Annotated in this window: 22 protein-coding genes and 1 pseudogene; 12 read left to right on the top strand and 11 right to left on the bottom strand. The window is 58.9% G+C overall.

Translation table 11 applies throughout. The features are described 5' to 3' along the window. Positions 1-116 precede the first annotated feature (116 nt). Together ACZ9BB_RS03795 and ACZ9BB_RS03790 are read left to right on the top strand one after the other, a co-directional pair. Entirely contained in the window at positions 117-515 is a 399-nt protein-coding gene (locus tag ACZ9BB_RS03795; protein ID WP_476212603.1) for a hypothetical protein, read from the top strand. Between the two features lie 14 nt (positions 516-529). Further along, a complete protein-coding gene (locus ACZ9BB_RS03790) occupies positions 530-1,012 on the top strand; it encodes a GreA/GreB family elongation factor (RefSeq protein WP_476212602.1) in 483 nt (160 codons plus the stop codon). A 3-nt stretch (positions 1,013-1,015) separates the two neighbouring features. Here ACZ9BB_RS03790 and cysB read toward each other — a convergent pair whose 3' ends face one another. The 5 genes from cysB to ACZ9BB_RS03765 all read right to left on the bottom strand — a co-directional run bounded on the left by cysB (position 1,016) and on the right by ACZ9BB_RS03765 (position 5,021). After that, positions 1,016-1,990, bottom strand: coding sequence for an HTH-type transcriptional regulator CysB (gene cysB / locus ACZ9BB_RS03785; protein WP_007899921.1), 975 nt, complete (start codon positions 1,988-1,990; stop codon positions 1,016-1,018). A gap of 113 nt (positions 1,991-2,103) precedes the next feature. Further along, entirely contained in the window at positions 2,104-2,607 is a 504-nt protein-coding gene (locus ACZ9BB_RS03780) for a universal stress protein (RefSeq protein WP_476212601.1), read from the bottom strand. 102 nt (positions 2,608-2,709) lie between these two features. Next, entirely contained in the window at positions 2,710-3,615 is a 906-nt protein-coding gene (locus ACZ9BB_RS03775; RefSeq protein ID WP_476212600.1) for a 5'-nucleotidase, read from the bottom strand. A gap of 66 nt (positions 3,616-3,681) precedes the next feature. Then, complete coding sequence (locus tag ACZ9BB_RS03770; protein WP_476212599.1) at positions 3,682-4,638, bottom strand: putative 2-dehydropantoate 2-reductase; 957 nt, start codon at positions 4,636-4,638, stop codon at positions 3,682-3,684. Continuing rightward, entirely contained in the window at positions 4,635-5,021 is a 387-nt protein-coding gene (locus ACZ9BB_RS03765; protein ID WP_476212598.1) for a thioredoxin family protein, read from the bottom strand. Before ACZ9BB_RS03765 ends, ACZ9BB_RS03770 begins: the two co-directional genes overlap by 4 nt. Here ACZ9BB_RS03765 and ACZ9BB_RS03760 point away from each other — a divergent pair. Continuing rightward, on the top strand, positions 5,020-5,463 hold the full coding sequence (locus tag ACZ9BB_RS03760) for a PilZ domain-containing protein (RefSeq protein WP_476212597.1): 444 nt from the start codon (positions 5,020-5,022) through the stop codon (positions 5,461-5,463). The two genes, ACZ9BB_RS03765 and ACZ9BB_RS03760, sit on opposite strands and share 2 nt — an antisense overlap. A 185-nt stretch (positions 5,464-5,648) precedes the next feature. Beyond that, entirely contained in the window at positions 5,649-6,725 is a 1,077-nt protein-coding gene (locus ACZ9BB_RS03755) for a 3-deoxy-7-phosphoheptulonate synthase (RefSeq protein ID WP_008009435.1), read from the top strand. A gap of 65 nt (positions 6,726-6,790) precedes the next feature. Here ACZ9BB_RS03755 and ACZ9BB_RS03750 read toward each other — a convergent pair whose 3' ends face one another. Next, positions 6,791-7,072: a GNAT family N-acetyltransferase gene (locus ACZ9BB_RS03750; RefSeq protein WP_030132333.1), complete on the bottom strand. Its 282-nt coding sequence runs from the start codon at positions 7,070-7,072 to the stop codon at positions 6,791-6,793. A gap of 641 nt (positions 7,073-7,713) precedes the next feature. Here ACZ9BB_RS03750 and oprI point away from each other — a divergent pair. Beyond that, complete coding sequence (gene oprI, locus ACZ9BB_RS03745; RefSeq protein ID WP_003172710.1) at positions 7,714-7,965, top strand: outer membrane lipoprotei OprI; 252 nt, start codon at positions 7,714-7,716, stop codon at positions 7,963-7,965. Between the two features lie 122 nt (positions 7,966-8,087). Here the strand turns inward: oprI and ACZ9BB_RS03740 are convergent, their stop codons facing one another. The 3 genes from ACZ9BB_RS03740 to ACZ9BB_RS03730 form a co-directional block, all read right to left on the bottom strand. After that, complete coding sequence (locus ACZ9BB_RS03740; protein ID WP_476212595.1) at positions 8,088-9,059, bottom strand: L,D-transpeptidase family protein; 972 nt, start codon at positions 9,057-9,059, stop codon at positions 8,088-8,090. Positions 9,060-9,334: 275 nt separating this feature from the next. Further along, the gene (locus tag ACZ9BB_RS03735) at positions 9,335-9,628 is read right to left on the bottom strand and encodes a hypothetical protein (protein WP_007899882.1); all 294 of its coding nucleotides are present in this window, start codon (positions 9,626-9,628) and stop codon (positions 9,335-9,337) included. Positions 9,629-9,684: 56 nt separating this feature from the next. Further along, complete coding sequence (locus ACZ9BB_RS03730) at positions 9,685-10,290, bottom strand: arylesterase (protein WP_476212594.1); 606 nt, start codon at positions 10,288-10,290, stop codon at positions 9,685-9,687. Positions 10,291-10,300: 10 nt separating this feature from the next. On the opposite strand from ACZ9BB_RS03730, the gene ACZ9BB_RS03725 reads away from it, so the two are divergent. From ACZ9BB_RS03725 to ACZ9BB_RS03715, 3 genes and pseudogenes are all read left to right on the top strand, one after another. Further along, positions 10,301-10,984, top strand: a complete 684-nt coding sequence (locus tag ACZ9BB_RS03725) for an ABC transporter ATP-binding protein (protein WP_223483782.1) — start codon at positions 10,301-10,303, stop codon at positions 10,982-10,984. Continuing rightward, positions 10,984-13,488, top strand: a complete 2,505-nt coding sequence (locus ACZ9BB_RS03720) for an ABC transporter permease (RefSeq protein ID WP_476212593.1) — start codon at positions 10,984-10,986, stop codon at positions 13,486-13,488. The genes ACZ9BB_RS03725 and ACZ9BB_RS03720 overlap by 1 nt, the downstream gene beginning before the upstream one ends. Positions 13,489-13,533: 45 nt before the next feature. Continuing rightward, positions 13,534-13,704 (top strand): annotated as a pseudogene (locus tag ACZ9BB_RS03715) (transcription elongation factor GreB); the annotation flags it as partial. Between the two features lie 88 nt (positions 13,705-13,792). On the opposite strand, the gene greB reads toward ACZ9BB_RS03715, so the two are convergent. Both greB and ACZ9BB_RS03705 read right to left on the bottom strand, forming a co-directional pair. Further along, the gene (gene greB, locus ACZ9BB_RS03710; RefSeq protein ID WP_476212592.1) at positions 13,793-14,266 is read right to left on the bottom strand and encodes a transcription elongation factor GreB; all 474 of its coding nucleotides are present in this window, start codon (positions 14,264-14,266) and stop codon (positions 13,793-13,795) included. 73 nt (positions 14,267-14,339) lie between these two features. Then, positions 14,340-14,699, bottom strand: a complete 360-nt coding sequence (locus ACZ9BB_RS03705; protein WP_476212591.1) for a helix-turn-helix domain-containing protein — start codon at positions 14,697-14,699, stop codon at positions 14,340-14,342. A gap of 228 nt (positions 14,700-14,927) precedes the next feature. Between ACZ9BB_RS03705 and ACZ9BB_RS03700 the strand changes: the two genes are divergently transcribed. The 4 genes from ACZ9BB_RS03700 to ACZ9BB_RS03685 are packed head-to-tail and all read left to right on the top strand — an operon-like array spanning position 14,928 to position 25,837. After that, complete coding sequence (locus ACZ9BB_RS03700; protein ID WP_476212590.1) at positions 14,928-16,727, top strand: Eco57I restriction-modification methylase domain-containing protein; 1,800 nt, start codon at positions 14,928-14,930, stop codon at positions 16,725-16,727. After that, positions 16,687-19,347, top strand: a complete 2,661-nt coding sequence (locus tag ACZ9BB_RS03695; RefSeq protein ID WP_476212589.1) for a hypothetical protein — start codon at positions 16,687-16,689, stop codon at positions 19,345-19,347. Before ACZ9BB_RS03700 ends, ACZ9BB_RS03695 begins: the two co-directional genes overlap by 41 nt. Beyond that, complete coding sequence (locus ACZ9BB_RS03690; protein WP_476212588.1) at positions 19,340-23,551, top strand: helicase-related protein; 4,212 nt, start codon at positions 19,340-19,342, stop codon at positions 23,549-23,551. The genes ACZ9BB_RS03695 and ACZ9BB_RS03690 overlap by 8 nt, the downstream gene beginning before the upstream one ends. 24 nt (positions 23,552-23,575) lie before the next feature. Next, on the top strand, positions 23,576-25,837 hold the full coding sequence (locus ACZ9BB_RS03685; RefSeq protein ID WP_476212587.1) for a hypothetical protein: 2,262 nt from the start codon (positions 23,576-23,578) through the stop codon (positions 25,835-25,837). Positions 25,838-26,165: the final 328 nt, after the last annotated feature.

Genomic DNA, 26,165 nt, shown 5'->3' with positions numbered 1-26,165 from the left:
CCCGTTGGCAAAGGCGCCGATTGTCCGCATAAATTACTCCGTGCAGAAGAGCCGACGACGATTAATCTTCATGCGACAATCGCCACTCGCCCGCGACCACCCGCCAGGAGGCAGTCATGCCCTACCGTCCCCACCCGCGCCGCTCCTTGCCGATCCAGCTCAATGCGCTGCAACTGACCGGCAGCATCGCCCTCGGTTTGTGGCTGGGATTTATCGCGATTGCACTGACCTGCTGGCTCGCCTGGCGCCTGTTGTTCAACGAGCAATTGGCACCCTTGGCCCAGGTGGTGGAACAACTGGCCAAACCGCCGGTGATTGAACAACCCGCTGCGCAGAACCCGATGTTCGAACAGTACGAGGAACACCTGCGCAGGAACGAGCAGCAGCAAATGGTGGAGCAGGCCAGAAGCAGTAAACACAACCTGTCCAATGCAAAATGCCAGTTCTGGCTGCAACAGGATCAAACCGCGCCTAACGAAAAAAGCCGCGCCAACGTCCTGCAATTCTGCGATTGATCATGAAGCTCTCTATGCACAAGCCGACCGTCCACCAACTGATTATCGACAAGCTGCGGATCGATCTCGATATCGCCGAGCGTGCCGCGCAAACCGCTTATGAAACGGCGACGCATGAAGAAAACATAGCCGAAAACAAGTACGACACCCTGGGGCTGGAGGCGTCTTATCTGGCCGCCGGACAGGCCAGGCGGGTGGAGGAAATCAGGCAGTCATTGGCCCTCTGCCAGAACCTGACACTGCGCCCTTATGACGACCGGCGCGGCATCGAAGTCGGCGCCCTGCTCGGCCTGGAAGACGAAAAGGGTCGCGAACAATGGCTGTTCCTGGCCCCCGACGCGGCCGGATTGAAGGTTGATCTGGTGGGGCAACTGATTACTGTCATCACCCCCCGCTCACCGCTGGGCAAAAATCTGCTGGGCAAGTTCGAAGGGGATGAAGTGGAGATTCTGGTGGCGGGCGCTCGGCAACAGTTTTCTGTCACCGAGGTGGTTTAGCGATTAATGAACTGGCAGTTCGACCCCGTCGAACAGCTCTTCCAGTTCCTGCTTGTTGTGGCACTGAATGGCCTTGGCCATGACTTCGCGGGTCAGGTGCGGGGCGAATTTCTCGATGAAATCGCACATGAAGCCACGCAGGAAAGTGCCACGACGGAAACCGATTTTGGTAATGCTGGATTCGAACAACTCGCTGGCATCGAGTACCACCAGGTCGCTATCGAGCTTGGTGTCGACCGCCATTTTCGCCACGATGCCCACGCCCAGACCCAAGCGAACGTACGTCTTGATCACGTCGGCGTCGGCGGCGGTGAACACCACTTTCGGTGTCAGGCCACGGTGGCTGAAGGCTTCATCGAGTTTCGAACGGCCGGTGAAACCGAACACGTAGGTCACGATCGGGTATTCGGCCAGGGCTTCGAGGGTCAGCTTCGACAGCTTGGTCAGCGGGTGGCCCTGAGGCACGACCACACAGCGGTTCCAGCGATAGCACGGCATCATCACCAGGTCACCGAACAGCTCCAGCGCTTCGGTGGCGATGGCGAAATCGACGGTGCCGTCAGCGGCCATTTCGGCGATCTGCATCGGCGACCCCTGGTGCATGTGCAGGGCAACATCCGGGTATTGCTTGATGAAATTGCTGATCACTGGCGGCAACGCATAACGCGCCTGGGTGTGAGTGGTGGCGATCGACAGGGTGCCTTTTTTCTCGTTGGAGAATTCCTGGGCGATCTGCTTGATGCTTTCAACCTTGCGCAGGATCTCACCGGCAGTAGTGATAATGCGCTCGCCGGCCGGGGTAACGCGGGTCAGGTGCTTACCGCTGCGGGCGAAAACCTCGACCCCCAATTCGTCTTCCAGCAGACGGATCTGTTTGCTGATGCCCGGTTGCGAGGTGTAGAGGCTTTGGGCGGTAGCAGAAACGTTGAGGTCGTGGTGCGCCACTTCCCAGATGTAGCGCAATTGTTGAAGCTTCATATGAATCCCTCAAAGCAGGTAGACGCCACGGGCATCAGCGACGGTATATAACTATATTAATGGTTCGAATAATAAATCTAGAACTTTTTTATCAAAATGCCATTATTCGTGTCCTAGCGATCCCCTTTGCGGCGACGCTCCACCAGCGGCACCAGATAGACTGGCACCCTGGCCAGTTGCAACACTCGCGTAGCGGTTCGGCCCAGCGGCGTTTCCGCGCTGGCGCCATGGGTGTGACTTCCTAGGATCAGCAAATCCACCGAGAGTTTCTGCGCCTGTTCGAGAATCACCTGCGACGGATCGCCCTGCAACACGCGCACTGCCCGAATCCGTTCCAGGTCCTGGTCCCCCTCATCCCCCAGTTCTTCGCGAAAGCTGTCGAGTACCCGCTGCTGGATATTGGCAATCACCGTATCCAGGCCCTGACTGTGAAACTCGTTCAAGGCCTCCTCATCGAGGTAACTTTGAAGCACCGATTCGGCGAACAACCCCATCGGCTCAACCGCGTGCACCACATACAAATCGGCATTGAATGTTCGAGCCAGTGCCAACGCGTGCTGCATCACAAAAGGTGCATACAGACCGAGGTCGGTGGCATACAGCATCGAATGAATCATTGGGACCTCCTTGAATGCCAACATGGCGGAGATTGATTCAGCTTAGCAGTGCCATGGCGAGTCCGGCGTCCGGCGTCCGGCGCAACGCATTGAACCAGGGCTTTAAATCGACGGCTCGTTACTGATGCCATGCGGTACGTGACCAGTGGCGACCACTTCGCGGGCCAGTTCGCAATGGCCGGCCTGATCGTCGAAAAATACGTCGGCAGCAAAGGCTTCGAGAAAAGCCGATTTGGTCAGGCCGCCAAGGAACAGCGATTCGTCCAGACGAATATCCCATTCACGCAAAGTGCGGATCACCCGTTCATGGGCCGGTGCCGAGCGTGCAGTCACCAGCGCGGTGCGGATCGGACAGGCGTCATCGGGGAACTCGCGCTGCAACAGATTGAGGGCTGCGAGGAAGCCTTTGAACGGCCCGCCGCGCAAAGGCTCGCGGGCCGCCTCACGCTCGCTGGCCTGAAACGCCTCAAGGCCTCCCGATTGGTAGACCCGCTCCGACTCGTCGGAAAACAGCACCGCGTCACCGTCGAATGCAATGCGCAGTTCATCGCTGGCGGCGCGACTGGCACCGCCCGACAGAATAGTTGCTGCGGCAAATCCGGCATCCAGCGCATTGCGCACGTCTTCGGCGTGGGTCGAAAGAAACAGGTCGCAGCCAAAGGCCTTGAGGTACGGATAAGGGCTGCGCCCGCCGACAAATGCCGCACGCGAGATCGCCAGGCCATAGTGATGAATCGAGTTGAAAACCCGCAGGCCGGTGTCGGCGCTGTTGCGTGACACCAGGATCACCTCGACCCGGGCGCGGCCAAGACGGGCGTTCAGGTTCAGGAGTTTTTCCACTAACGGGAATGCATCGCCGGGTTCGAGAATTTCGTCCTCGTGTTCGATCTGGTACTGCCGATAGGCCTCGACGCCGCTCGACAGATAGACCTTGTGGCTCTCGCTCAAGTCAAACAGCGCCCGCGAAGAAATCGCCAGCACCAGTTTGTCGTCTATGCCATTTGCCATGCCTTTCCCCTAATGCCCAATCCGTTAAGCCGCAATGCTATCTGCTGAACAGTCCTTTTGATCGACTCAATGATTACGTCGATCGATAAAACTCAAGCTGCGATACAAGGCCTCGATTCGCGGCAACTCGCATCCTGCCGCTTTCGCCGCTGCCAGCGGTCGAGTGTAGATCGCGTCCAGTTCCAGGGGCCGTTTGTGCAGAAAGTCGTGGTGCATGCTTGGCCAATAGTCGGGCATTTTCTCGGTCATCTTGAACAGATAATCGGCGTAACCCGCTGGCATGTCGTGACCACAGGCCTTGGCTCCCTGAACCACTTCGGCCATCAGGGCCTGAATCAGTGCGCGGCTGTCGGCATCCGCCATCAATGGCGTGGTACTGGCCCCGAGCAGAACCGACAGACCGTTGTAGGGGATATTCCAGACCAGTTTCTGCCAGCGTGCCTGATGCAGGTTGGGCATGGCCTGGGCGTCGATGCCGGCCGCGTGAAACAGCCCGGCGCCCTCCTCGACGATACTCATGCGTGCCTGTTCATCGTTGGCGGGGCCGCTGTGGTAGCCGACATTCACCGACCCGAGCGCCTGATGGGTGATGACCCCGGGGCCGGCACGATGAACGCAGATCAGGCAAAGCCCGCCGAGCAGGTACAGCGAATCGGGGAGCAACTCACGCAGGCTGTCTTCGACGTCCAGGCCATTTTGCAGCAGCAGTACTTTGGCATCGGGTGCCGCGGCTTGAATAATGGCCGGTGCCAGGTCGGCGTTTTGGGTGGTCTTGGCGCCCACCAGCAACCAGTCACAGGGCGGCATGTCTGCTGCCGACGAGTATGCCTGGACCGGGTTCAGGGCCAGCGGGCCCAATGACGCATGGTCGAGCTGCAAGCCGCGTTCGGCCACCGCTGAAAACTCGCTGCGCAACAGAAAATGCACATCGAAGCCGGCACGTGCCAGCATCAACCCGTAGAAACCACCGATCGCGCCGGTCCCGATAATGCCGATGGTCGGCCTGGTTACTGTGCCAGTCATGGCAACTCCTCTGCTTGTCGACTCAACGCCTGGCCCACAGCTTCATTGAGCGCCGAGCGGGTCAGACGCGACTGTAGCGCCCCGAAGAACTCACCATCGCGCACCAAAAACAGCGCCGGCAAATGAAAAACCCGATACCGCTCGACCACCCCGCCATTGTTTCCGGCGTCGATCCAGCACAGTCGATCGACCGCCAGATCCAGTCCGGGCAATTGCTCACGGGCAAAACGACAACCGGCGCAGCCCACGCTGGTAAAAACCACCAGGGAAATGCCGCTCATCGCCAGCAGCCGTTGGTCGGCATCGAAATCGGTCAGTTCCAGTTCGACCACTATACTGGGAGGAACAATGTCAAATGGCCGACACAGGGAGTCCGTGTTCATGGGACGTTATCTTCCTCATCCTGGCGATGTACCCGTTGAATTAACGCTGCTCAAACATGAGTGTATTTCGCGGCAACAGCTGCACACTATCAGCCTCGGCGGCATGGCTTGCAATTACCACCGCGCGTGGCGCCACGGTACGGCGCTGGAAGTGCGCATGCCGACCGTGAACCCGGACCTGCGTTATCTGGGCTATGTGGCTTGGTGCCTGCGACGAAAACGCGGTTATCTGGTGGGTATTGCTTTCGTTGACGAACACACACTGTTCTGTGCGCGGATGGGGGAACAGGTGTGTCAGATCGAACGTTATTGCCGCATGCATGACATCCATACCGACTTGCACGACAACCAGGCACTGGCCCTCGAATGGGTCCAGCAACACGCCGACGAATTCTCCCACGACACGGTTCGCCGGGCATTTGCACAGCCAGCGCTGAGCTAGGGTTGTTCTCAATTAGTTTCCCCGCCACGAAACTAATGGAGAATGCTCCCGAAACCGGCGTCTGCCCATTGTCGAGCCACGGTGTAACGCGCTAAGGTTCGGGCTCCCCCGACGCGCTTAAATTTGCTGTGCTCCGCCGCGCGGGGATCGCTGGCGGCCGGCACCCGTGACCTGACGAGTAAACGATGGCTGATTTACCGATCAACGACCTTAACGTCGCCTCCAACGAGACCCTGATCACTCCCGATCAGCTCAAGCGTGATATCCCTCTGAGCGACGCTGCCCTGCGCACCGTTACCAAGGGCCGCGAAGTCATTCGTAACATTCTTGATGGCACCGACCACCGCCTGTTCGTCGTGATCGGGCCGTGCTCGATCCATGACATCAAGGCTGCGCACGAATACGCCGAGCGCCTGAAAGTGCTCGCGGCCGAAGTGTCCGATACCCTGTATCTGGTCATGCGCGTGTATTTCGAAAAGCCACGCACCACCGTCGGCTGGAAAGGCTTGATCAACGACCCGTACCTGGACGACTCGTTCAAGATTCAGGATGGCCTGCACATTGGTCGTCAGTTGCTGCTGGACCTGGCCGAGATGGGCCTGCCGACCGCGACCGAAGCCCTCGACCCGATCTCCCCGCAATACTTGCAGGACCTGATCAGCTGGTCGGCGATCGGCGCGCGTACCACCGAATCCCAGACTCACCGTGAAATGGCTTCCGGCCTGTCCTCGGCTGTCGGCTTCAAGAACGGCACCGATGGCGGCCTGACAGTGGCCATCAACGCCCTGCAATCGGTTTCCAGCCCGCATCGGTTCCTGGGCATCAACCAGGAAGGTGGCGTATCGATCGTCACCACCAAGGGCAACGCCTACGGTCACGTGGTATTGCGCGGCGGTAACGGTAAGCCGAATTACGATTCGGTCAGCGTCGCGCTCTGCGAGCAAGCGCTGAACAAGGCCAAGATCAAGCCGAATATCATGGTCGATTGCAGCCACGCCAACTCCAACAAGGACCCGGCCCTGCAACCGCTGGTGATGGAGAACGTCGCCAACCAGATCCTTGAAGGCAACCAGTCGATTATCGGCCTGATGGTCGAAAGTCATCTGAACTGGGGCTGCCAGGCGATCCCGAAAGACCTCGCCGACCTGCAATACGGCGTATCGATCACCGATGCCTGCATCGACTGGACCGCCACCGAAAACACCTTGCGCAGTATGCACGCCAAGCTCAAGGATGTGCTGCCGAAACGCGATCGCAGCTGATCGCCGTTTCACGCATAAAAAAACGCCAGGCTTAAACCTGGCGTTTTTTTATGCGTTCGCTTTGTTCACAGCTTGGCGGCATGCCGCTGGTGACGTTCCATGTAGCGCTCCACGTAGGAGCACGATGGAATGACCGTGTAGCCCATTTCCTCGGCGTACTGCAGAGCCTGCTCGGTCAATGCCGCCGCGATGCCGCGACCGCGTAATGCATTGGGCACAAATGTGCGATAAATATCCAGGGTCTGTTTCCCCAGATCCATATAGGTCAGGTAGGCACGATAACCGTCCACAGTGGTCTCGAACTGATGACCAGCCTGGTCATGGTGGATGGACAACGCCTCGCTCATCACTACTCCTCGCGGGTCTTTAATTCTGACCCCTACCTTACCGATGTTTTTCCGGCGAAGGAACATCTACGCCACCCCGTGCCTGAATGGACACCGAGAAGAGCCGCACCAATCTCGCGCAACCGGACACGTATCAAATAGTAGGCACCATTGGCAGAAATGCTCAAGGTACACTCGTCATCATGCATGGGGTGGCGGGGTGTTGCTCCGGGTTACGCAGAGACGGCTCGACCGAAAGATCCTCCCGGATCGAAGCCTGAACATTGCCGGACATTGAGACTTAAGACGAGCGCCCTTTGTTTAAGTCACCTCAACATGGATAAAAGATATGAGAGCGGCTGCGCAAAAATCGAACAAAAGTGTGGACGAATCCATCTAGACAGACTTTAGCCAAGACTGAAAAACAGCTGCCGCCACCGGGAACTTTTTCCGGACGGATCGCTCTGTTCGGGCCTCGCAGCTGGATATTTTTTATACAACGCAGTTAAAAGTTGCTCGAAAAAGAATCAACGCCTACAATTTTTTTTGCTTCTTGCTCTACGTCAGTTTACTTACTACAAGTAATGGGTAGTATGTACGCCGGCTATTTCCTCACTCTGAGGAGACAGCTACTTAATAGAAAGTCCTTGAAGGGGAACACGATGAACAACGTTCTGAAATTCTCTGCTCTGGCTCTGGCCGCAGTTCTGGCTACCGGTTGCAGCAGCGTATCGAAAGAAACCGAAGCACGTCTGACTGCTACTGAAGACGCAGCAGCTCGCTCCCAGGCTCGTGCAGACGAAGCTTACCGTAAAGCTGATGAAGCTCTGGCTGCTGCTCAAAAAGCACAACAGACTGCTGACGAAGCTAACGAGCGTGCTCTGCGCATGCTGGAAAAAGCTAGCCGCAAGTAATAATCCCTCGGGATTGTTATCAAGCCGACCCATTTTTTGGGTCGGCTTTTTTATTGCCTGATGTTTGTGCAGGCAATAAAAAACCCGCCGACGCGGCCTGCGTCGGCGGGTTTTTTCAAGCGTTACTGCTGCAGGTCGATCGGCGCACTCGAGACCATCGGTGCCGCCGTACCCGGCACAGCGATTTCCACCGGCAGGCCATCTTCAGCGGCGACGACGTCACGCACTACATCCCAGTTCATGCGCAAGTTATTGGTGATGTCCTCACGCTTGAGCATCGCGTTGATCACTGCGGTGTGCTTGTCGACCACCGAAGGGTTGCCCTTGTCGTCCAGCGGCGTGTGCGCTTCCAGATAAACCTTGCCGCCACTGAGGCCGAACTTGTACGGGTCGTTGAGGATGCGCACCGACGTGCCTACCGGCACCATGCTGGCCATTTCCAGCACGTTGTTGTTGAACATGCGGAAGCAACCGTGGCTGGTGCGCATGCCGATGCCGAACTTCTTGTTCGAACCGTGGATCAGGTAGCCCGGAGTGCCCAGGGTGAATTTGAACGGCCCCAACGGGTTGTCCGGGCCTGCCGGCACCACATTGGGCAGCGGGTCGCCATCGGCGGCGTGCTCGGCCTTGATCGACGCTGGAGGGGTCCAGGTAGGGTTCGGCGTCTTGGCGGTGATGCTGGTATGGGCAATCGGCGACCCCCAGCCTTCACGACCGATACCCAACGGGAAGGTGTACACCACGTTCCGGCCTTTGGGGAAATAGTAAAGGCGGTATTCAGCCAGGTTGATGACGATACCTTCACGGGGGCCCGGCGGCAGGATGAAACGCGTCGGCAAGACGATTTCGGTCCCCGCGCCCGGCAGCCATGGATCGACCCCAGGGTTGGCCGCGACCATTTCCGAGTAGCCCAGATCGTAGGTAGTACCAAGGTCGGCGAAGGTGTCTTCGTACTTGGCCTTGATCACTTGCACCTGGCCGACGATGTCTTCACCAGGTGGTGGCAGGGGCAACTCCAATGCTGCAACAGGACCCGCCACGCAGAGGGCGGCAAGAGACAGGCAGCGGGTGACGGCGGGAAAGCGCGGCAACATCCGGAAAATCCTTCGCATGATCGACAAGGGTATAAAAACCCGATTGTACACCGCCGCCCGTTATTTCGGGGAGATGCAAGACCTGCGGCGAGGGGGATTGCCTATGGTGGAAGCTTTCCTGTGGCGAGGGAGCTTGCTCCCGTTCGGCGGCGTAGCCGTCGCGAAACCGGTAAATGCGTTTTGACTGCAGAACCCGGTGATTGAAATTTGGGCCTGCTTCGCAGTCCGACGGGAGCAAGCTCCCTCGCCACAGGCAAGCCCCCTCGCCACCGGGGCTACAGCTCGAACCGCAACTCAGGCCAGATTGGCGAGGTGCCGCGTTTTTGTGATTCCAGGATGGCTCGGCACAGTGAACACAGGCGCTGGTCCTGGAACACTGTGCGGTCGACGCTCGACCAGCGCGGTTGCGCCGGCAACAGGCTGCCGCACAAGGTTCGGTCCGCCGAGCCGCCCAGCTCCAGCTGACGGGTCACCAGATGCACCCGCACTTCCTGGCAGGCGAACAGATCCAGCTGTTCGTCAGGCTCGATCAGTTGATAGGCAAAAAGGGACCAGGCAGGACGCGGCATCGGGGGCTCCAAATCGGGGGCGCCACCTTAGCCGAAACACCGCCGCTAGAAAAGCGTCAAAGCAGCGGTTTCAGTGTCGGCCAGACATTTTCCAGCAACTTGCCCTGAGCCCCCGCCGCCGGGTGCAGGCCGTCGGATTGCATCAGGTCCGGATGACCGCCCACGCCGTCGAGAAAAAACGGCACCAGCGGGATTTTTTTCTCGTCGGCCACCTTGGTGAAAGCCTCGGTAAATGCCTGGGTGTAACGCACACCGTAATTGGGTGGCAATTGCATGCCCAGCAACAGCACCTTGGCGCCACTGACGCGGGAGCTGTCGATCATCGACGCAAGATTTTGTTGCAATTGTGTTGGCGGCATTCCGCGCAAGCCGTCATTGCCTCCCAACTCGAGGATAACCAGCGCAGGTTTATGCTCTGCAAGCAGCGCCGGCAGGCGTGCCCGGCCTCCGGCACTGGTGTCGCCGCTGATGGACGCATTGACCACCTTATCGTCGAAACCTTCGCGCTTGAGCCGTTGCTCGAGCAAAGACACCCACCCCAAGCGGGTATCCAGGCCGAAACCGGCGCTGATACTATCGCCAACGATCAGGACAGTACCCGCCGCTGCGTTCTGGGCCATGCACATCAAGGCCAGGCCAGCACTCAAAAACCACACACGCATCGGATTCTCCATGGGCGCAAGCATTCTCACCGCGAAGAACCTCAGCAAAGTGGTTCCCAGCGCGGAAGGTGAACTGACTATCCTGCACGAACTCAGCCTGGAACTGAACAAGGGCGACAGCCTGGCCATCGTCGGCGCGTCCGGTTCCGGCAAATCTACCCTCCTGGGCTTGCTTGCCGGCCTTGACCTGCCGAGCAGTGGCGAAGTCACCCTCGCCGGACAAGGCCTGAGCAATCTCGACGAAGACCAGCGCGCGCGCATCCGCGCCGAGCACGTGGGTTTTGTCTTCCAGTCATTCCAACTGCTCGACAGCCTCAACGCACTGGAAAACGTCATGCTGCCGCTGGAACTCGATGGCCGCAAAGACGCCCGAGAGCGTGCCACCGAACTGCTGCAACGGGTCGGGCTGGGCCAACGCCTGACCCACTCACCGCGTCAGCTCTCCGGTGGCGAGCAGCAGCGCGTGGCGATTGCCCGGGCCTTCGCCGCCGAGCCCGACGTGCTGTTCGCCGATGAACCCACCGGCAACCTCGACAGCCACACCGGCGAGCGCATCAGCGATCTGTTGTTCGAACTCAACAAGGAAAGCGGCACGACCCTGGTGCTGGTGACCCACGACGAACGCCTGGCACATCGCTGCCGGCGCCTGATCCGCCTTGAAGCCGGCCTGCTGGTCGCCCCTCTGGAGCCTTGATGGCACGCCTGCCGCTGTTGCGCCTGTTCAGTCTCGCCATCCGCCAACTATTGCGCGATGCCCGCGCCGGTGAGTTGCGCGTGTTGTTCTTTGCCTTACTGGTGGCCGTGGCGGCGAGTACCGCCATCGGCTACTTCGGTGCCCGCCTGAACGGCGCCATGATGCTGCGTGCCACCGAGTTTCTCGGTGCCGACCTGCTGCTCGAAGGCAGTTCGCCGGCGCGGCCCGAACAGATCAGAAGTGGTACCGAGCTGGGTCTTGAGCACGCTCAGGTGGTGGAGTTTTCCAGCGTCATCGCCACCGACAACGGCATTCAGCTGTCCAGCATCAAAGCCGCCGATGACGTCTACCCGCTGCGCGGCGAACTGAAAAGCGCCCCCGCGCCCTTCGCACCGGAAGAACCCGGTGGCGGTCCGAAACCCGGCGAAGCCTGGGTCGAAGCGCGACTGCTGACTGCACTGGACTTGAAGATCGGCGACAGCATCGACGTCGGCATGAAAACCCTGACACTGGCGCGGGTGCTGACCTACGAACCGGATCGTGCCGGCAATTTCTACAGCCTGACGCCACGGGTGCTGATCAACCTCAGTGATCTCGAGGCAACCGGCGTGGTGCAACCCGGCAGCCGGGTCAGTTATCGCGAACTCTGGCGCGGTAACGCTCAGGCGCTGGAAACCTATCGTCAGTTGATCAAACCCGGGCTGGCCGCCAACCAGCGCATCCAGGATGCACGCGATGGCAACCGGCAGATCGGCGGTGCCCTGGGCAAGGCCGAACGTTACTTGAACATGGCCAGTCTGGTGGCGGTTCTGCTGTCCGGCGTGGCGGTAGCGTTGTCGGCGACACGCTTCGCCACCCGCCGATTCGATGCCAGTGCGTTGCTGCGCTGCCTGGGTCTGTCCCGCCGGGAAACCATGGTGCTGTTCAGTCTGCAACTGACGGTACTCGGACTGCTCGCCAGCATTAGCGGCGCCCTGCTCGGCTGGCTCGCGCAGCTCGGACTGTTTGCGCTGCTGCGTGACTTACTGCCGACCGACGTTCCACCGGGCGGCCTGCTGCCGGCCATCGCCGGAATCGGCACCGGGCTGGTCGCGCTGGCCGGCTTCGCCCTGCCACCACTGGCCGCTTTGGGTCGAGTGCCACCGTTACGGGTGTTGCGTCGCGACATGCTGCCAATTCCGTCCAGCACCTGGATGGTGTATGGCGCGGCGTTGGGCGCCCTCGGCCTGATCATGTGGCGCCTGAGCCTGGACCTGGTGCTGACCTTCGCCCTGCTCGGCGGTGGTGTAATTGCGGCGCTGGTGTTGGGCGGCTTGCTATTACTGCTGCTCAAAAGTCTGCGCCGGATGCTCGCGCGCGCCTCATTGCCATGGCGCCTGGGGTTGGGGCAATTGCTGCGTCATCCCCTGGCAGCCGCGGGTCAATCCCTGGCCTTCGGTTTGATTCTGCTGTCGATGGCATTGATTGCGTTGCTGCGCGGCGAATTGCTCGACACCTGGCAGAACCAGTTACCGAAAAACGCTCCGAACTATTTCGCCCTGAACATTCTGCCGGCAGACAAACAGGCCTTTACCGATCGATTGATGGAGTTGTCGGCACAATCGGCGCCGCTGTATCCGGTGGTGCCGGGACGGCTGATCAGCATTAATGGCGAACCGGTGCAGGACATCGTCAGCAAGGATTCGGCCGGTGATCGAGCCATCCAACGCGACCTCAGCCTGACCTGGGCGGCCGACCTGCCGACGGGCAACAAAATCACCGCCGGCAACTGGTGGGATCAGCAACCCGCGGATGAAGTACCCGGTGTTTCGGTGGAAGGTAAAGTCGCCGAAAGCCTCAAGCTCAAGCTCGGCGATCACATGGTATTTAGCGTTGGCGGGGTCAATCGGGAGGCGAAAGTCACCAGCCTGCGGGAGATCAACTGGGACAACTTCCAGCCGAACTTTTTCATGATCTTCCAGCCTGGCACCTTGAAGGATCTGCCGGCGACCTACCTGACCAGTTTCTATCTGGCGGCTGGCCACGACCAGCAGATCGTCGACCTGTCCCGCAGTTTTCCGGCGGTGACCATTCTGCAAGTCGAAGCCTTGTTGGCGCAGCTGCGCAGCATCCTCGCCCAGGTCACCCTGGCGGTGGAATACGTGTTGTTGTTTGTGCTGGCGGCAGGGATGGCGGTGTTGTTCTCCGGCTTGCAGGCGACACTGGATGAACGCATCCGCCAAGGCGCGTTGCTGCGAGCGCTAGGCGCCGAACGGCAGTTGCTGATCAGGGCCCGACGTATCGAGTTCGGCCTGCTTGGCGCGGTCAGCGGGTTGTTGGCCGCACTGGGTTCGGAACTGGTGAGCCTGGTGCTCTACCGTTACGCCTTCGACCTGCCCTGGCACCCGCATCCATGGCTGTTGGTAATGCCGCTGATCGGCGCCTTGCTGATCGGCGGTGCCGGCGTGTTCGGCACGCGCCGCGCCTTGAATGCCAGCCCCCTGACAGTCTTGCGCGAGGGTTGATAAACTCAAGCGCTCTGACCCAAGTCTCAACCACAAGAAGTCGCCATGAGTCGTTATCGCCCTCCCCGCACCGCCGGCACCGCGCTGATCACCCCCGAAGGTGAAGCGCGGATGCGGGCCGAGTTTCATGATCTCTGGCATGTACGGCGGCCTCAGGTAACGCAGTCGGTCAGCGAGGCGGCGGCGCAGGGCGATCGTTCGGAAAACGCCGAGTACGGCCAAGCACCGCACTTTCCATACTATTTTGTCTGAAAGCCTTTAAACCCTGGCACTCAAAAATAGTAGCCATACTCAAAAACACATACTATTTTTCGTAAAAAATATCGTTAATCCACCACAACATTTCTCCGCCCGGGGTCTGAACAACAGCCTCGTCGCCCACCTCCTTCTTCAAAAGTGCACGTGCCATCGGCGAGTCGATCGAAATGTAATCGTTACGGCCGTAGATTTCGTCATACCCCACCACTCTAAATTTCTTGATTTCACCCGCTTCGTTTTCAATTTCGACCCAAGCCCCGAAAAAAACCCTTCCCTCCTGCTCGCTCGAATACTCAACAACCCGCACATCCTCGAGCCTTTTACGAAGGTATCGGACACGGCGATCAATTTCTCGCAGCAGCTTTTTGTTGTACTGGTAGTCAGCATTTTCACTACGGTCACCCAGCGAGGCCGCCCAAGTGACTTTTCGAGTCGTGTCAGGACGTTTCTCTCGCCAAAGGAAGTCGAGCTCTTGCCTCAAAGCCTCGTGCCCTTCTTTTGTGATGATGTTGGTACTCAAGTCGGGTTTCTCACTAACGATTCTCTCCAGCAAGGCTAGATAGGCTCACGAATTGTCGGCGTCACAGCTCGGATCACCAATCTGTGGCTTTTTTCGAGTTAATAGACGCGCCAGTATTTTCATCAGCTGCCATTCGACGGCCTGATGCCCTCTGGCGTTTTTTGCCTTCCATTCGAATGATCTGCAATGGGCTGGGCCGAATGTCCTCCAACAACGAGCTCAATCGCTCTAGCTCATTAATAGCTCTGAGTACGGATATCAAATTCATCAACGTGCCTTTCCCATGATTTAGCAAAAGATGCAGCGTCTGACGACTGATGTCTGCTTCCTTAGCTAAATCTTCCAGGCTGATATTTTTTTTTAGGCGCAGTATCTGTATGTGCTTGCCAACGGATGCAGAGATCACCTGGTCAGTCTGCGCTTTGATACTCATAGCGTCTTCATTCCTAGACAGTAACTGGACAATCACAGCCTTGCGTCTGTAATTCTATACACTATCTCTCCGTTAACAATGTCCAATTCGAAGCAGATTGGCGTCATGGGGTGCCTCGATCAGCGCCACGGTGGGTATCCAACACATCAAAATGTCTTACAGTCCCAAGCTGAAGGGCTAGAGTAATCACCACTATTGGGGACGTATCGCTTCAACGGGATACAACATATGCAGCTGAACCTGACTGAACGAGTTCGCTTTCAGCGTTTTTGCCGGAGCCTGTCCACATGCGTAGCCGAAGGGCACGCGCCGGATGAACTCGCCCGAGCGCTGTTGGCACAGTGGATGAGTCAAGCCACTCCGCAGCTAGCTCCTCCAACCTGCGACCGGGTAATGCTGCAAATGAAGGCCGTCACCCAATTCGTGGAAGAGTGGCTCTTGCCGCGCGACACGCTTACGGGCGCCTTCTGGCTGAGTTCAGCCTATGCGGTGATGGTCGGCAAGGCCCAGCGTAAGCAGCAAGCGATGTACTTTACCTCCCCCCTCCTCGCACTACGCCTAATTGATGCTGCTGCGGAAAGCCTCCTCGAGGGCCCGGTCGTCGACCCAGCCTGCGGTGGGGCTGCCTTTCTTGCTCCAGCTGCTGATCGCATCGCGCGTCGGCTGCAGGAAAGGGGGCGCACCAGCGAAGAGATCCTCGCCTACATCGAAGCAAATTTGCATGGCACCGACATCGACCCTCTACTGTGCGAGCTCTCGACAGGCTTCTTGCGCATGGTGCTCGTCGAGCACATCACAGCCGCCAGACGCGAGCCAAGTTTCGTCGTGACGGTCGATGACGGACTCAGCTCGCCCTGTCTGCCGGTTGGTAGCTATCGCGTGGTGCTCTGCAACCCACCCTACCGCAAGATGACTGCCGCCGAAGCACAGCCCTACCGAGAGGAGCTTGGCCACTTGATGCTCGGCCAGCCCAACCTGTACACACTTTTTATCGGGCGCGCGATGGGACTTCTGCAGGAAGGCGGTTCAGCAGTTTTTCTGACGCCAATGAGTTTTGTCTCCGGCCGCTCGTTCTCTGCACTGCGTCAGGCCCTGAGTTCAACCGGACATGTCCGGCAGGTGGATCTCATTCACGACAAACACGGCATATTCCTCTCGGCAGAACAGGATGCGGCGATCACCGTCTGGCAAAAAGGTGCTGCGGCGGATGCGTCCACGCAGGTAAATCTGCTGGCGACTGACGGTATCTGGCAGCCAACCGGGGAGGTGCGCCTGCCCGTGGGGGATGCGCCATGGCTCCTTCCGCGCAGCGCAATCGACGTCCAGCTCCTGCCCTTGTTCACGGGTCAGACGCCTAAACACGCGCTCGCTACCTACGGCTATGTGCCGAGGACCGGACAGATCGTCATTCATCGCGATAAGCGACAGCGCTACGCGAAGCGTCTCCATATCCGTAAAGGCGCCTGCGTGGTGCCGATGATCTGGCAAAGCGACATCTCCAAAGCAGGTGTGATGACGCTTGCCGAGGGTAGCGGGACGCAGGCGCGCTATATCGAAGTCGGCGCAAAACCCACCGCGCACGTCGTGCGCCGACCCACCGTCGCCGTGCAGCGCGTGACCTCGGACGATCAGACGCACCGGCTGGTGTGCGCCCCCGTCCCTCTGGCCGTCTATGATGAATTCGGGGGGGTGGTCGGAGAAAACCACGTCTGCCTCATCGAGCAAAACTTCGAAGGCGGACGTGTCGATGCCGAAACATTGTGCGCGATTCTGCGTACGCACACCGTTGACCGCCTTTTTCGGATCATGTCGGGCGTTACCAACGTCTCAGTCTACGAACTTCAGCTTCTGCCCCTGCCTGACCCGGATGTGGTTCTGGAACACCTTACCGCGGGCAGTGACATCGAGTCTGCGGTACGCGCCGGCTTCGGCCTCGTGCCTGTCATTGTGAGTTGCAGTAAAGGGCATGATCAGAGGGAAGGAAACCATGGGGAAAACCAGCTGTCCGGAGAAGTCTGTTACGGCTGAGGTCGGCCAAGAAGAGAAGCCAGAAGAAGGGGAAGAACCACTGGCAGGCACGCAGCTACGTTACTTCGCCGACAGGGACGACGAGCACGTAAAGACGCTGGCTCCGGCCATGCGCGAACTCGTCTCGCTCTACTTGGAGACAGCAGCGCGCAAGAGTGCGAACGTCGCGCTCGCGTGGCCTGGGCGCCCGGAAGCCGCCACGTTGATCCATGCGCTCGCCTGTTTCACCCGCTGGGAAGCCGGCTACAAGCGAGGCGTGCGCGCCTTGCATTATCCCAGCAAGCACAACAGCTTCTACCCGCTCAATCACGTTTTCGTGAGCCGCTCGCGGCTCGTGAAGCTCGCAAAGCAGATCGTCGAGTACGGGGGCCACGATCATAACGAGACAGTAAAGGAAAGCTTCCCCGCGAAGGATGCCTTCCTCTTCACGGTCAATAGTGTGAAATACGGCCTGCGCGAAAACTCCATCCGCCCGACCGTGAACGAGCTACTTCCCCACTTCTACCAGGAAGTCGCCGATCAGCCCTGGTCGGACTACTCCCCGCGCTTCTACTCGCGCATCCGCTCGAAACTATCTGGGCGCAAGCACAGCAACGCACTCAAGAACGACGTATTCCCCGAGATGGGTGCGCCCGAGACGGCACCCGATGCGATCTTTTCCTTGGGCTACCAGCTCTCGGAAGACGACATTGTCGATACGCTCCGAAAGCTAAAGCGCAACGGCCCTCCACCCGAGGTGGTGCTGATTGATGCCAGTTGGAAGACAACCAAGCCTATCAGGCACTGGCGTGAGAGTGTTGTGATGCTCATCCGGCTGGTGCGCGAGATATTCCACTCATCCTGCCCCGGTTTCCTGGTGCTGACCGACGAGCCTCGTAATATGACCCGGCTATTGGCTGCACTGCGTCGCGAATTTCCGGATGATCCTCCGGAACGATGGTTCAAACCTCAAGGTTTCGTACATCCTCGTCTCGACTCAGGCCTCGCCCGTGAGGACGATCCGGTCGAGGTACACGTGCCTGAATGCGATCTTCGGGTGCACATAACAGATTTCGAAGCCGAAGAGCTCATCGAGGATTTTTATTACTGCGTCAGACGGCTCGAAGAGGGTGGTACCGACGCCACGCCGGTCAGAAACGCGCTTGCCTTCATCGCCAAGGCTTCGCGGCTACCGGGTAGCCTGCATGCGTTGATGGTAGAGCTACACCGCTCAGGTAAATCGGTTGGAGTGATCACCGCGAACGATTGGTCCCATTTCAAGGCTGACCTGATCCAATTCATCAATGACGGTCAGGCGCAGGGCGAGCAAACCAGGCTGAAGGCACTGCTCAGCAAGACCGATCGGCTGGTCGAAACTTACCGCAAGGCGACGCCACTGGGACACGCACTAGAAAGCGAACTTCTCAATGCGACCAGCAACGGACGCAAGTCAGTCGTCGCGGTAAACGGTGCACTCCACCAAGCCGCACTTGAGCGCTTCCTCGCGCGGCCGCGGTCTGAAGCGGAAAAAACCCTGGCGGATGTGCGGGTGCTTACAACCGATATTCCCCTCGAAACCCGGGAGATTGAGGCAGATCGCCTCGTGCAGACAGATGCCAGCGCGGAGGTCATCCGAAGCCTGGTCTGCGGCAAGCTGCCTTGCAAGGAGGTTGTGCTCTTGCTCACAGCCCCGGTGGCCCGTCAACTCAGGTTCACGCTTGCTCCACTGATGACCATGCCTGCATTCGAGGTGTTTCATGAACGCGTGGGTGAGATTCTCAGGGCAATTGAGGAGCAGTTTGCAGTGGCCGGTCGTTCACTACTGGAAGACATGGATCTCTGGCAGCCGCGCTTCAGAATATCTTCGTTCGAGGAGAACGATCCTGAACTCAAGGACCAACATTCGGTACTGGTGGAACTCGAAGACGGTCATTTGCTGCTGCGCGGTGCCAATGCACTTGTCTACGCCTACGACCCAGAAAGGGCCGCCGACGGGTATTCAGGCTTTCATGCCATGCCGATCTCCGAACTGACGGTCGGCCATCGAATCTTCGTGATGTCGGCCGATCTGCGCGCGCTCATCGAAGAAACACTGCAGGAAAAAGGCATAAGCCTCGGACATCTCACTGACTACGAGGCGAGCCTGCGCAACTACCACAAAACCGTCATCGAGAGGTTTAACCGTTATTTCGACCCGACGCACGGGCGCACCTCGCAGAAGCGACTGCTGCTCGAAAAGATTCAAAGCATCGACAGCGAAGTGGCCACCGAAGCCGCTAACCTGAGCTATTGGGTCAAACTGGATTACTCACCGGACACTCCGTTCGAGGATCTTGCACCTCAGGCCCCGCGCGATTACCGAGTGTTTCGTGTATTCAGCAAGGCGCTCGAATTCAGCGAGCCGGAGACCCAGATGAACTGGGACTTTCTGATAAGGCCGCTTCGCACCGCCCGACGCATGGGTGGGCGCTGGCTGAGCGACATCTACTCACGAATCCTGTTCGAGCCCGATTCCGTCATTGCCCATACCGACCTTACCCGCGACACGGTGGATGCACTAAGGCGCAGGGCGATGGAGAACGTGCTCACCGTCTGCGACGTGCACCTGCCTGCTACGACTTCCGAGGATAATCATGGCTGAACTACGCGCAAACCCGAAAGAAATCGCGACTTCCATCAAGGAAGGTGTAGCCGAGGCTATCCTGAACATTGTGCACGCCCGAATCCGCGGCGGCGAGGAGTTCGGCTGCATCATCTATGGCACTAAGCCGAGCGCGCTGCTCTCTTCGGGTTTTCTGCTGCCACGTCGGGGCATAGATGACGGCGACGAGGTCACCAGCCCGATCTGGATCTCCGGCCACGGCCTTGACCTGCTGGTAGGCAAAAAAGACAAGGGCACCGTTCGGATCAAACCCCAGGCAAGCCTCTACTTGCGCGTGCTGCCAACCGAAGAGGATTTGAAGACCAGACCGGATTGCAAGCTGCGCCTTCAAATGCGCACCGAGACGGCCAGGCGACTGCGTTCACTGCTGCGGGAAGCAGAGAAAGCAGCATGGGAGCCCTTGGCCCTGCAATACAAGAGTCGGCGAGAGTGCTCGACCTGGAAACAGATGCAGGACGAGGTACGAACAAAGGTCTACAAAGACCTCGGCCTTCCGCCTGGTTTGAGCCTTGAAACAGGCTGGGCCGAGGAACCGGCCCCAGAGGATGTGGAGCCACAGCTAGAGGCTCAGGGTGTAGGCACGCAAGGCGGCGAGGACGGCGCCCCGCTGGTGGCGGAGCCGGATGAAGTACAGATCCCCAAACTTTGCGACGAACACTTCGAGCGCATCAAGATCCCGCATAAGTGGCAGCGTCTGGATCTCGACTTGCCCGAATTTGTACTAGAACTCGACACGAGCCTGGATGCGGCAGCGCGCGGCGCAAAGCTTGCCGAGCACGAGGCCCAAATGCACGAAGCGATTCAGCTGCGCCTGGCAGCCTGGATCGAAGACGCCGATCCAGATAGTGGCGGCAAGGGCCGGGCGTTTCCGCGCGACGGAGGCATCTCGCCCAGCCAATACGAGGGATGGGCCGCTTATCTGAAGCATGTACAGGAAAGCCCGGGGCGGGCGGCGGTACCGTCCATCGAACTGCGTTGGGACATCAGCCTCGCACCCAACTGGGCCGAGCCCGGTACGTCTAGCCTACACATCGCGCTGGAGAATCACTCGAACGTCCCGGGCCAGCATCGGGACGAGACCGAGGAGTCGGTCTTCCAAGTCGCACTCGACGTGCGTCTCCCAGAAGCGCTGCTTCGCCGGATGAAACTCGAACGGGTCGAGGCAAGCTATCGCTACAACCAATACCTTACCTATCCGGCCATTGGCTACAACGGCGGTGTCATCGAAGTGCCGTCAGACGGCGGAGAAAGCGGCAGCGGCGCGGTGCGACTCACTACTACCTGGATGCCCCTTTACAGGCAGCCCCGCATCGTGCCGGTTTCATACCCGGGCGTCGAGCGCAACATGCGCGCACTGGCCAACCGTGTGGACATCGACGGACTCGAAGCTATCTACGATGCCTACAAGGATTGGCTCGCAGAGTTACCTTCCCAAGTCAAGCTGGATCGCGGCATCGAGGATGCCCCACAAGCGATCAGGCGCGAGGAGGAAGCTTTCAACGATCACCTCCGCCTGTGGGGGCTTGAAGCCGAGGCAATTCACTCGGGCGTAAAGCTGCTACGCGAATCACGCAAATATTGGAATGCACGTGGACCTCAGGCCGATACCCGTGCAATCCCCTTCGAGGCCTGGCTCGCGATGAATGAGTCGATGGCGAACCTCATGAAGAAGCGCACCGGCGACAACTCGGCGGAGTGGCGGCTCTTTCAGCTCGCCTTCATCCTCGCGAGTCTGTGCTCGAGCGCCTCGCGCATGCCCGAGTTCAAGAACTTCTACGACCCAGCGCGCGACGATGCGGTCACGCTGCTCTACTTCTCGACTGGAGGTGGTAAGTCGGAAGCCTTCTTTGGGTTCCTGCTCTTCACGCTCTTCCTCGACCGGATGCGTGGCAAAACGCTAGGCGTCACAGCCATGATCCGCTACCCGTTGCGCCTGCTCACGATCCAGCAGTCCCAGCGCGCCGCTGCGGTGCTTGCCCAAGCCGAACTCGTGCGCTGCAAGCATGGTTATGCGGGCGAGCGCTTCTCCATAGGCTTCTGGGTCGGTAGTGGCGGCTCGCCTAACCGGCACAACTCAAAAGGCGTCTCCGATATCCCCATGGTCGATAATGTCGCCAAGTGTGAGGAGGCGCTTCGCGTGGACGATGCGAACTACGATGCGGCCTGCAAGGCATGGATCAAGCTACCGCGCTGCCCGTTCTGCGAAAGCACGACCGGCCTGCGGCGTTTCAGCGCACAGGGTGGCACTCTCGCCCACGTGTGCACAAATCCAAAGTGCCACTGCAACATAGGAGGCACACAGCCACTCCCCTTCTACATCTGCGATGACGATATCTACGATATCGCGCCCTCGGTGCTGCTGGGCACGGTCGATAAGCTCGCCCTGATCGGACACTCGACCTTCACGATTCAGCGCATCATGGGCATGCTTGGCGCCGCACCGTGGTTCGACCCCGCGACGCGACGACTTCAAGTACCGCGCGATGACCATCGCGCGCAAGGCCCCGATCGATACGGATGCGAAAAGGTCTTCCCAGCCTATGAGAACGGCAAGAAGCTCTTCCACGATCCCTTCCCGTCGATACTCATCCAAGACGAGGCGCACTTGCTCGATGAGTCGCTGGGTACCTTCGCAGGATTGTTTGAGTCGACGCTCGATACGATGCTCGGAACACTCGGGCGCTGGATGCGAGAAATCGTTGCAGTCGCTCCCGACGGCAAACGGCGGCGGGCGAAAGTGGTCACCGCGACCGCGACGGTATCGGAACCCGAGCGCCAGCTTGAACACCTCTACCAGCGCCATGTGCCGGCCCTACAATTTCCCTACCCAGGGCCCGACCTTCATCGTTCCTTCTATGCCGTGCCGGACGAGCCTGATAGCAACGAAGCCGAGCGTCTTGCACTGCCCGCGGACATGGTGGAACTTCGGTCGAAGCTTGCCCGCATCTACTGCGGCTTCATGACGAACGGACGTCCGCACACGACTACTACGGTCTCAGTGCTGGCGGCCTTCCACCTCACCATTACTGAGCTCTTCGATGCACTCACCGGAGACGATGCAGCAGCGCAAACGGCCGCGCGTGGACAATTGATCGCCTATCTTGCTGATTCGCCCATTCGGGCAACACTTGAAGCCAATCTTGCCGCAGCCAACGCTTCACAACTTGCCACCTTGGTGGACCTGCATCGAATCAGCCTCACCTATGTCACCAACAAGAAGGGTGGTGATCAGGTGATGTCGGCTGAAACCGAAGAGGTGCGCAAAGCACACCTCGCGCGCGGTAAGGTGCTCGACATGCTGGTCACTCGACTCATCACTGGCTCGGTCGAACAAGGCGAGATCCAGGCAACTGTAGCTGAAGCACAAAATCGCGTCGCCCCGGACGAACCACTTCCGTCGATTGCAAAAGCATTGCGCTCAGTGATCGCCACCTCAGCGATTTCGCACGGCGTCGACGTCGAGGAGTTCAACTCGATGTTCTTCGCTGGCATGCCTTCAGACATCGCCGAGTACATCCAGGCCTCGTCGCGTGTGGGACGCACGCACGTGGGTTTCTGTGTGCTAATCCCCACGCCGCAGCGACGCCGCGACCGCTACATCATCGAAGTCTTCGACACTTTCCACCGATTCCTGGAACGCATGGTCCAGCCCGCGGCCATAGACCGCTGGGCCACCCAAGCGATCCAGCGCGTGATCCCGAGTCTTTTTCAATCCTACATCTGCGGCGTACTAGCACTGCAAGAAATGCTGCACGCCGATGACACGGGCAAGCTCACCAAGGCAAGCAATAGTCGGATTCCGCACTTCTTGCCAGAGTATCGGAACGACGAGGTGGGCTTCATCAATCGAGCCGTCGAGTTCATCTGCGCCGCTATCGGACTCAACGAGGACTTCGCACCGGCTGGCGAAGACTTCTACCGGGAGGCAATCCACAAACGCGTGCGAGAGCTTCTCGAAGACATGGCGCGCCAGGAAAACGAGAGCGCCGCGCTGCGGGACTACTTCAACCAGTTCACTAACAGCCTACAACAACCCATGACCTCGCTTCGCGACGTGGATCAGGCGGGTCAGATCCGTCTTGCAAAAAAGGGTGAACGGGGCGGCACCCTCGACCGCACTCAGGTCCGCAATATCATGGCTTTCATTCGCAGGGGATATGCCGAATCCGGGGACAACGAATAAGCGATAACCAGAGGACACTGCACCATGCCAACGAACAACGACAGAGACACTGCGCCTTCCGCGCCAACAATGTCCCGCTCCCGCGGTCAAATCGCGGGTGCTTATGCACCCGGCGCGTTCTTCACTTTCGAAGGCGGGCTAGGCGCCTGCATCTCGATTCCAGATCGCGAATCGGAACACCTGAAACCGAACATTTCTCACTCCACGCAGAATCAGATCCTGCTGCGCCTCAATGAGGCAGTCAGCACATGGTTCCAGCGCGCGTCCATCTGTCGAACAGGCGATGATGCAACGAATTACCCGATCTCGGCCGACCTGTGTGTGGATAAAACGCTGCTCAACGACCAGCACAACGGTGTACGCCCAATTGACCGCGGGCGTTTCATCTTCGTCGACCCGGTCAAGATGGGGTATGCCCCGGCACCGCTCACCTTTGTGTGCAACGCATGCGGGCGCTATTGCGGCTTCAAGAATGTCGCAGAGTTCGAGCGTAAAAAATCGCAGTTGAACTGCAACTGCCTGGCTCAACCCCACCGCAAATGCCAGTGGCGCCAGCTCGACGTGATTTTCGTGCACTGGTCCGGTAGCTGGGAGCCCGTGGCCCCCGGCAAGTACAATTGGGACAGCCAGAAAAAGGATCTCATGGAGCCCATTCGGCGCTGCGCGAACTGCCATTCGGAAGAGTTCTTACTCGATACAAACTCGCCTAGCATCGGCAACTGGTTCTTCAAGTGCGCCAACCCGAAATGTGGACATGTAGACCCGAATGACTGGTACAAAAACGATCCGGAGACTGTCCGCGCACTGGGTGATCATTTTGGTGCTCGTGTCACCGAAGGTCGTATGGAGCCGATTTCCTACCGAGCATCGGCGACACACTACACACTCTCGGAGCAGTTCGTTGACTTCGGCGCGCAATGCAGCGAGTTGCTGGAGATCATGGATCCCAGCCAGCGCACCGAATTCGAATCCTTCATTGCCGAGCGCTTTGGCTTTGGCAAGATGCGTCCGTCACTCGACGAAATGGAAAAGCAGCTTAAGGAACGTGGCTACGGCGAGAGGTGGACCAAATATCTTGAGAGCAAAACGAACTACGAAAATTTTAAGATGATGATGGACGGCATGGCCAAGATCCCGAACGGGATGCCCGACATGCTTGACGAAATTGCCAAGAATCTACGCGCGCAGGTCGACAGTTGGTTCGACGGTGACCACCCGATCCTGCACCCACAGACCGCTCTGCCACCGGAGTTGAGCGCGCTATTGGCCGTCCGCGATCGCTTCACCACCCGGTATGACCCGTTCAGGCTGGCCGTCGAGCATGAGGCGCTGCGGCGCACAAGGCTGACCGCGCCACGCAGCGATGGTAACCGGCTACCCTTCGTGCGCTTTACCGAACTCGACTACGATCTCGCCCCGAAGGAGCCAGGCAAGCAGGCTGCGCAGCAGGAAAGCACTCGGGCGCTGCTCAGCCGCATGGGCGTTGCCACGATGGGACTTATTCGGGAGTTCGACCTGTGCCGCTTCTCGTACGGCTTCACTCGCATGAAGGCTCAGCCGGTCATCGAGAAGCGAAACCGGATGATGCCGGTCAAACTCAACCTCTTTCCGACTCTTCACTCGGAAGACGGGATAAAGCATCCGATCTACGTGATCAAGCAGGCGAACGAGGCCATCTATGTCCAGCTCGATCAGACGCAGGTCTATCGCTGGCTGCAAGCGCTCAAGACGAGTGATACCTTCGATTGGCAACCGACCGATGGTCCTCTAGGAGCAAGGCTTATAGAACGCGCAATTCCCTTCGGTCCTTTCCTGAGCGGTGTGCCAAGAAGAGGGGTTTCGTTGAGCTACCTCTATGCCTACACTCTGCTGCACTCGTTTTCTCATCACATGATGAAGGTAATTGCAGAACACTCTGGTCTCGACTTGGGTTCACTCAGCGAATACCTCTTCCCTGCGGATCTCGCCTTCGTTGTCTATCGAAATGGCACGACGATGGACCTCGGAAACCTCTCGGCGCTGTGGCGAAACGAGAACACAGACTTCTTGCACCACCTGCTGCACCAGAAGACGCTCACCTGCAACTCGGGCTCGCTGTGCGATGCGAACGCGAAAAATCCCGGCGCCTGCCCGGACTGCATCCTGATGCCAGAAACCTCGTGCATCGCGATGAACCAGCTACTGAGCCGCTCGGTACTGCGCGGTGGCGCGGCGCCTCGCGAGGACGGAGACCACGAGGGACAGCGAATTCCGGGCTTCTTTGAGCTAATCAATGCCGATGACTGACCTGTGCTCGTGGCAGATTTCTAAGAAATAGATTGAAGAGCGGTAGCAGAACATCAGGCTCGCTCCCAGTGAATGGAGCGCGGGCGAATGTTTGGGCTAAAAATGGTGTCCACTTAATAGGTGGACACCATCGCCCTAAGCGATGGCGTCAGGAAGCCACGGGTGTAACCGTCTTCAAGCTGATTCCAATGGAGCGGCTAATGCGGGGACGAACAGCTCATGCAGGCGGTCTACGAACGTCAGTACTCCAAAGGCTCCAAGGGCTTGGAGCGCTTCGCCGGGTTCTTCTCGGTAACCGACAGAGCGAGGTTGTCATGCTGGCTAAGCT

This window comes from Pseudomonas sp. TE3552 (genome assembly GCF_056278945.1).
Note: the sequence above shows the minus strand (reverse complement) of the source record. Positions and strands in the feature narration are given on the sequence as shown.

Coding starts and splice junctions, on each gene's coding strand:
- ACZ9BB_RS03795 (WP_476212603.1), top strand. CDS start 117: ATGCCCTACCGTCCCCACCCGCGCCGCTCCTTGCCGATCCAGCTCAAT.
- ACZ9BB_RS03790 (WP_476212602.1), top strand. CDS start 530: ATGCACAAGCCGACCGTCCACCAACTGATTATCGACAAGCTGCGGATC.
- cysB (WP_007899921.1), bottom strand. CDS start 1,990: ATGAAGCTTCAACAATTGCGCTACATCTGGGAAGTGGCGCACCACGAC.
- ACZ9BB_RS03780 (WP_476212601.1), bottom strand. CDS start 2,607: ATGATTCATTCGATGCTGTATGCCACCGACCTCGGTCTGTATGCACCT.
- ACZ9BB_RS03775 (WP_476212600.1), bottom strand. CDS start 3,615: ATGGCAAATGGCATAGACGACAAACTGGTGCTGGCGATTTCTTCGCGG.
- ACZ9BB_RS03770 (WP_476212599.1), bottom strand. CDS start 4,638: ATGACTGGCACAGTAACCAGGCCGACCATCGGCATTATCGGGACCGGC.
- ACZ9BB_RS03760 (WP_476212597.1), top strand. CDS start 5,020: ATGGGACGTTATCTTCCTCATCCTGGCGATGTACCCGTTGAATTAACG.
- ACZ9BB_RS03765 (WP_476212598.1), bottom strand. CDS start 5,021: ATGAACACGGACTCCCTGTGTCGGCCATTTGACATTGTTCCTCCCAGT.
- ACZ9BB_RS03755 (WP_008009435.1), top strand. CDS start 5,649: ATGGCTGATTTACCGATCAACGACCTTAACGTCGCCTCCAACGAGACC.
- ACZ9BB_RS03750 (WP_030132333.1), bottom strand. CDS start 7,072: ATGAGCGAGGCGTTGTCCATCCACCATGACCAGGCTGGTCATCAGTTC.
- oprI (WP_003172710.1), top strand. CDS start 7,714: ATGAACAACGTTCTGAAATTCTCTGCTCTGGCTCTGGCCGCAGTTCTG.
- ACZ9BB_RS03740 (WP_476212595.1), bottom strand. CDS start 9,059: ATGTTGCCGCGCTTTCCCGCCGTCACCCGCTGCCTGTCTCTTGCCGCC.
- ACZ9BB_RS03735 (WP_007899882.1), bottom strand. CDS start 9,628: ATGCCGCGTCCTGCCTGGTCCCTTTTTGCCTATCAACTGATCGAGCCT.
- ACZ9BB_RS03730 (WP_476212594.1), bottom strand. CDS start 10,290: ATGCGTGTGTGGTTTTTGAGTGCTGGCCTGGCCTTGATGTGCATGGCC.
- ACZ9BB_RS03725 (WP_223483782.1), top strand. CDS start 10,301: ATGGGCGCAAGCATTCTCACCGCGAAGAACCTCAGCAAAGTGGTTCCC.
- ACZ9BB_RS03720 (WP_476212593.1), top strand. CDS start 10,984: ATGGCACGCCTGCCGCTGTTGCGCCTGTTCAGTCTCGCCATCCGCCAA.
- ACZ9BB_RS03705 (WP_476212591.1), bottom strand. CDS start 14,699: ATGAGTATCAAAGCGCAGACTGACCAGGTGATCTCTGCATCCGTTGGC.
- ACZ9BB_RS03700 (WP_476212590.1), top strand. CDS start 14,928: ATGCAGCTGAACCTGACTGAACGAGTTCGCTTTCAGCGTTTTTGCCGG.
- ACZ9BB_RS03695 (WP_476212589.1), top strand. CDS start 16,687: ATGGGGAAAACCAGCTGTCCGGAGAAGTCTGTTACGGCTGAGGTCGGC.
- ACZ9BB_RS03690 (WP_476212588.1), top strand. CDS start 19,340: ATGGCTGAACTACGCGCAAACCCGAAAGAAATCGCGACTTCCATCAAG.
- ACZ9BB_RS03685 (WP_476212587.1), top strand. CDS start 23,576: ATGCCAACGAACAACGACAGAGACACTGCGCCTTCCGCGCCAACAATG.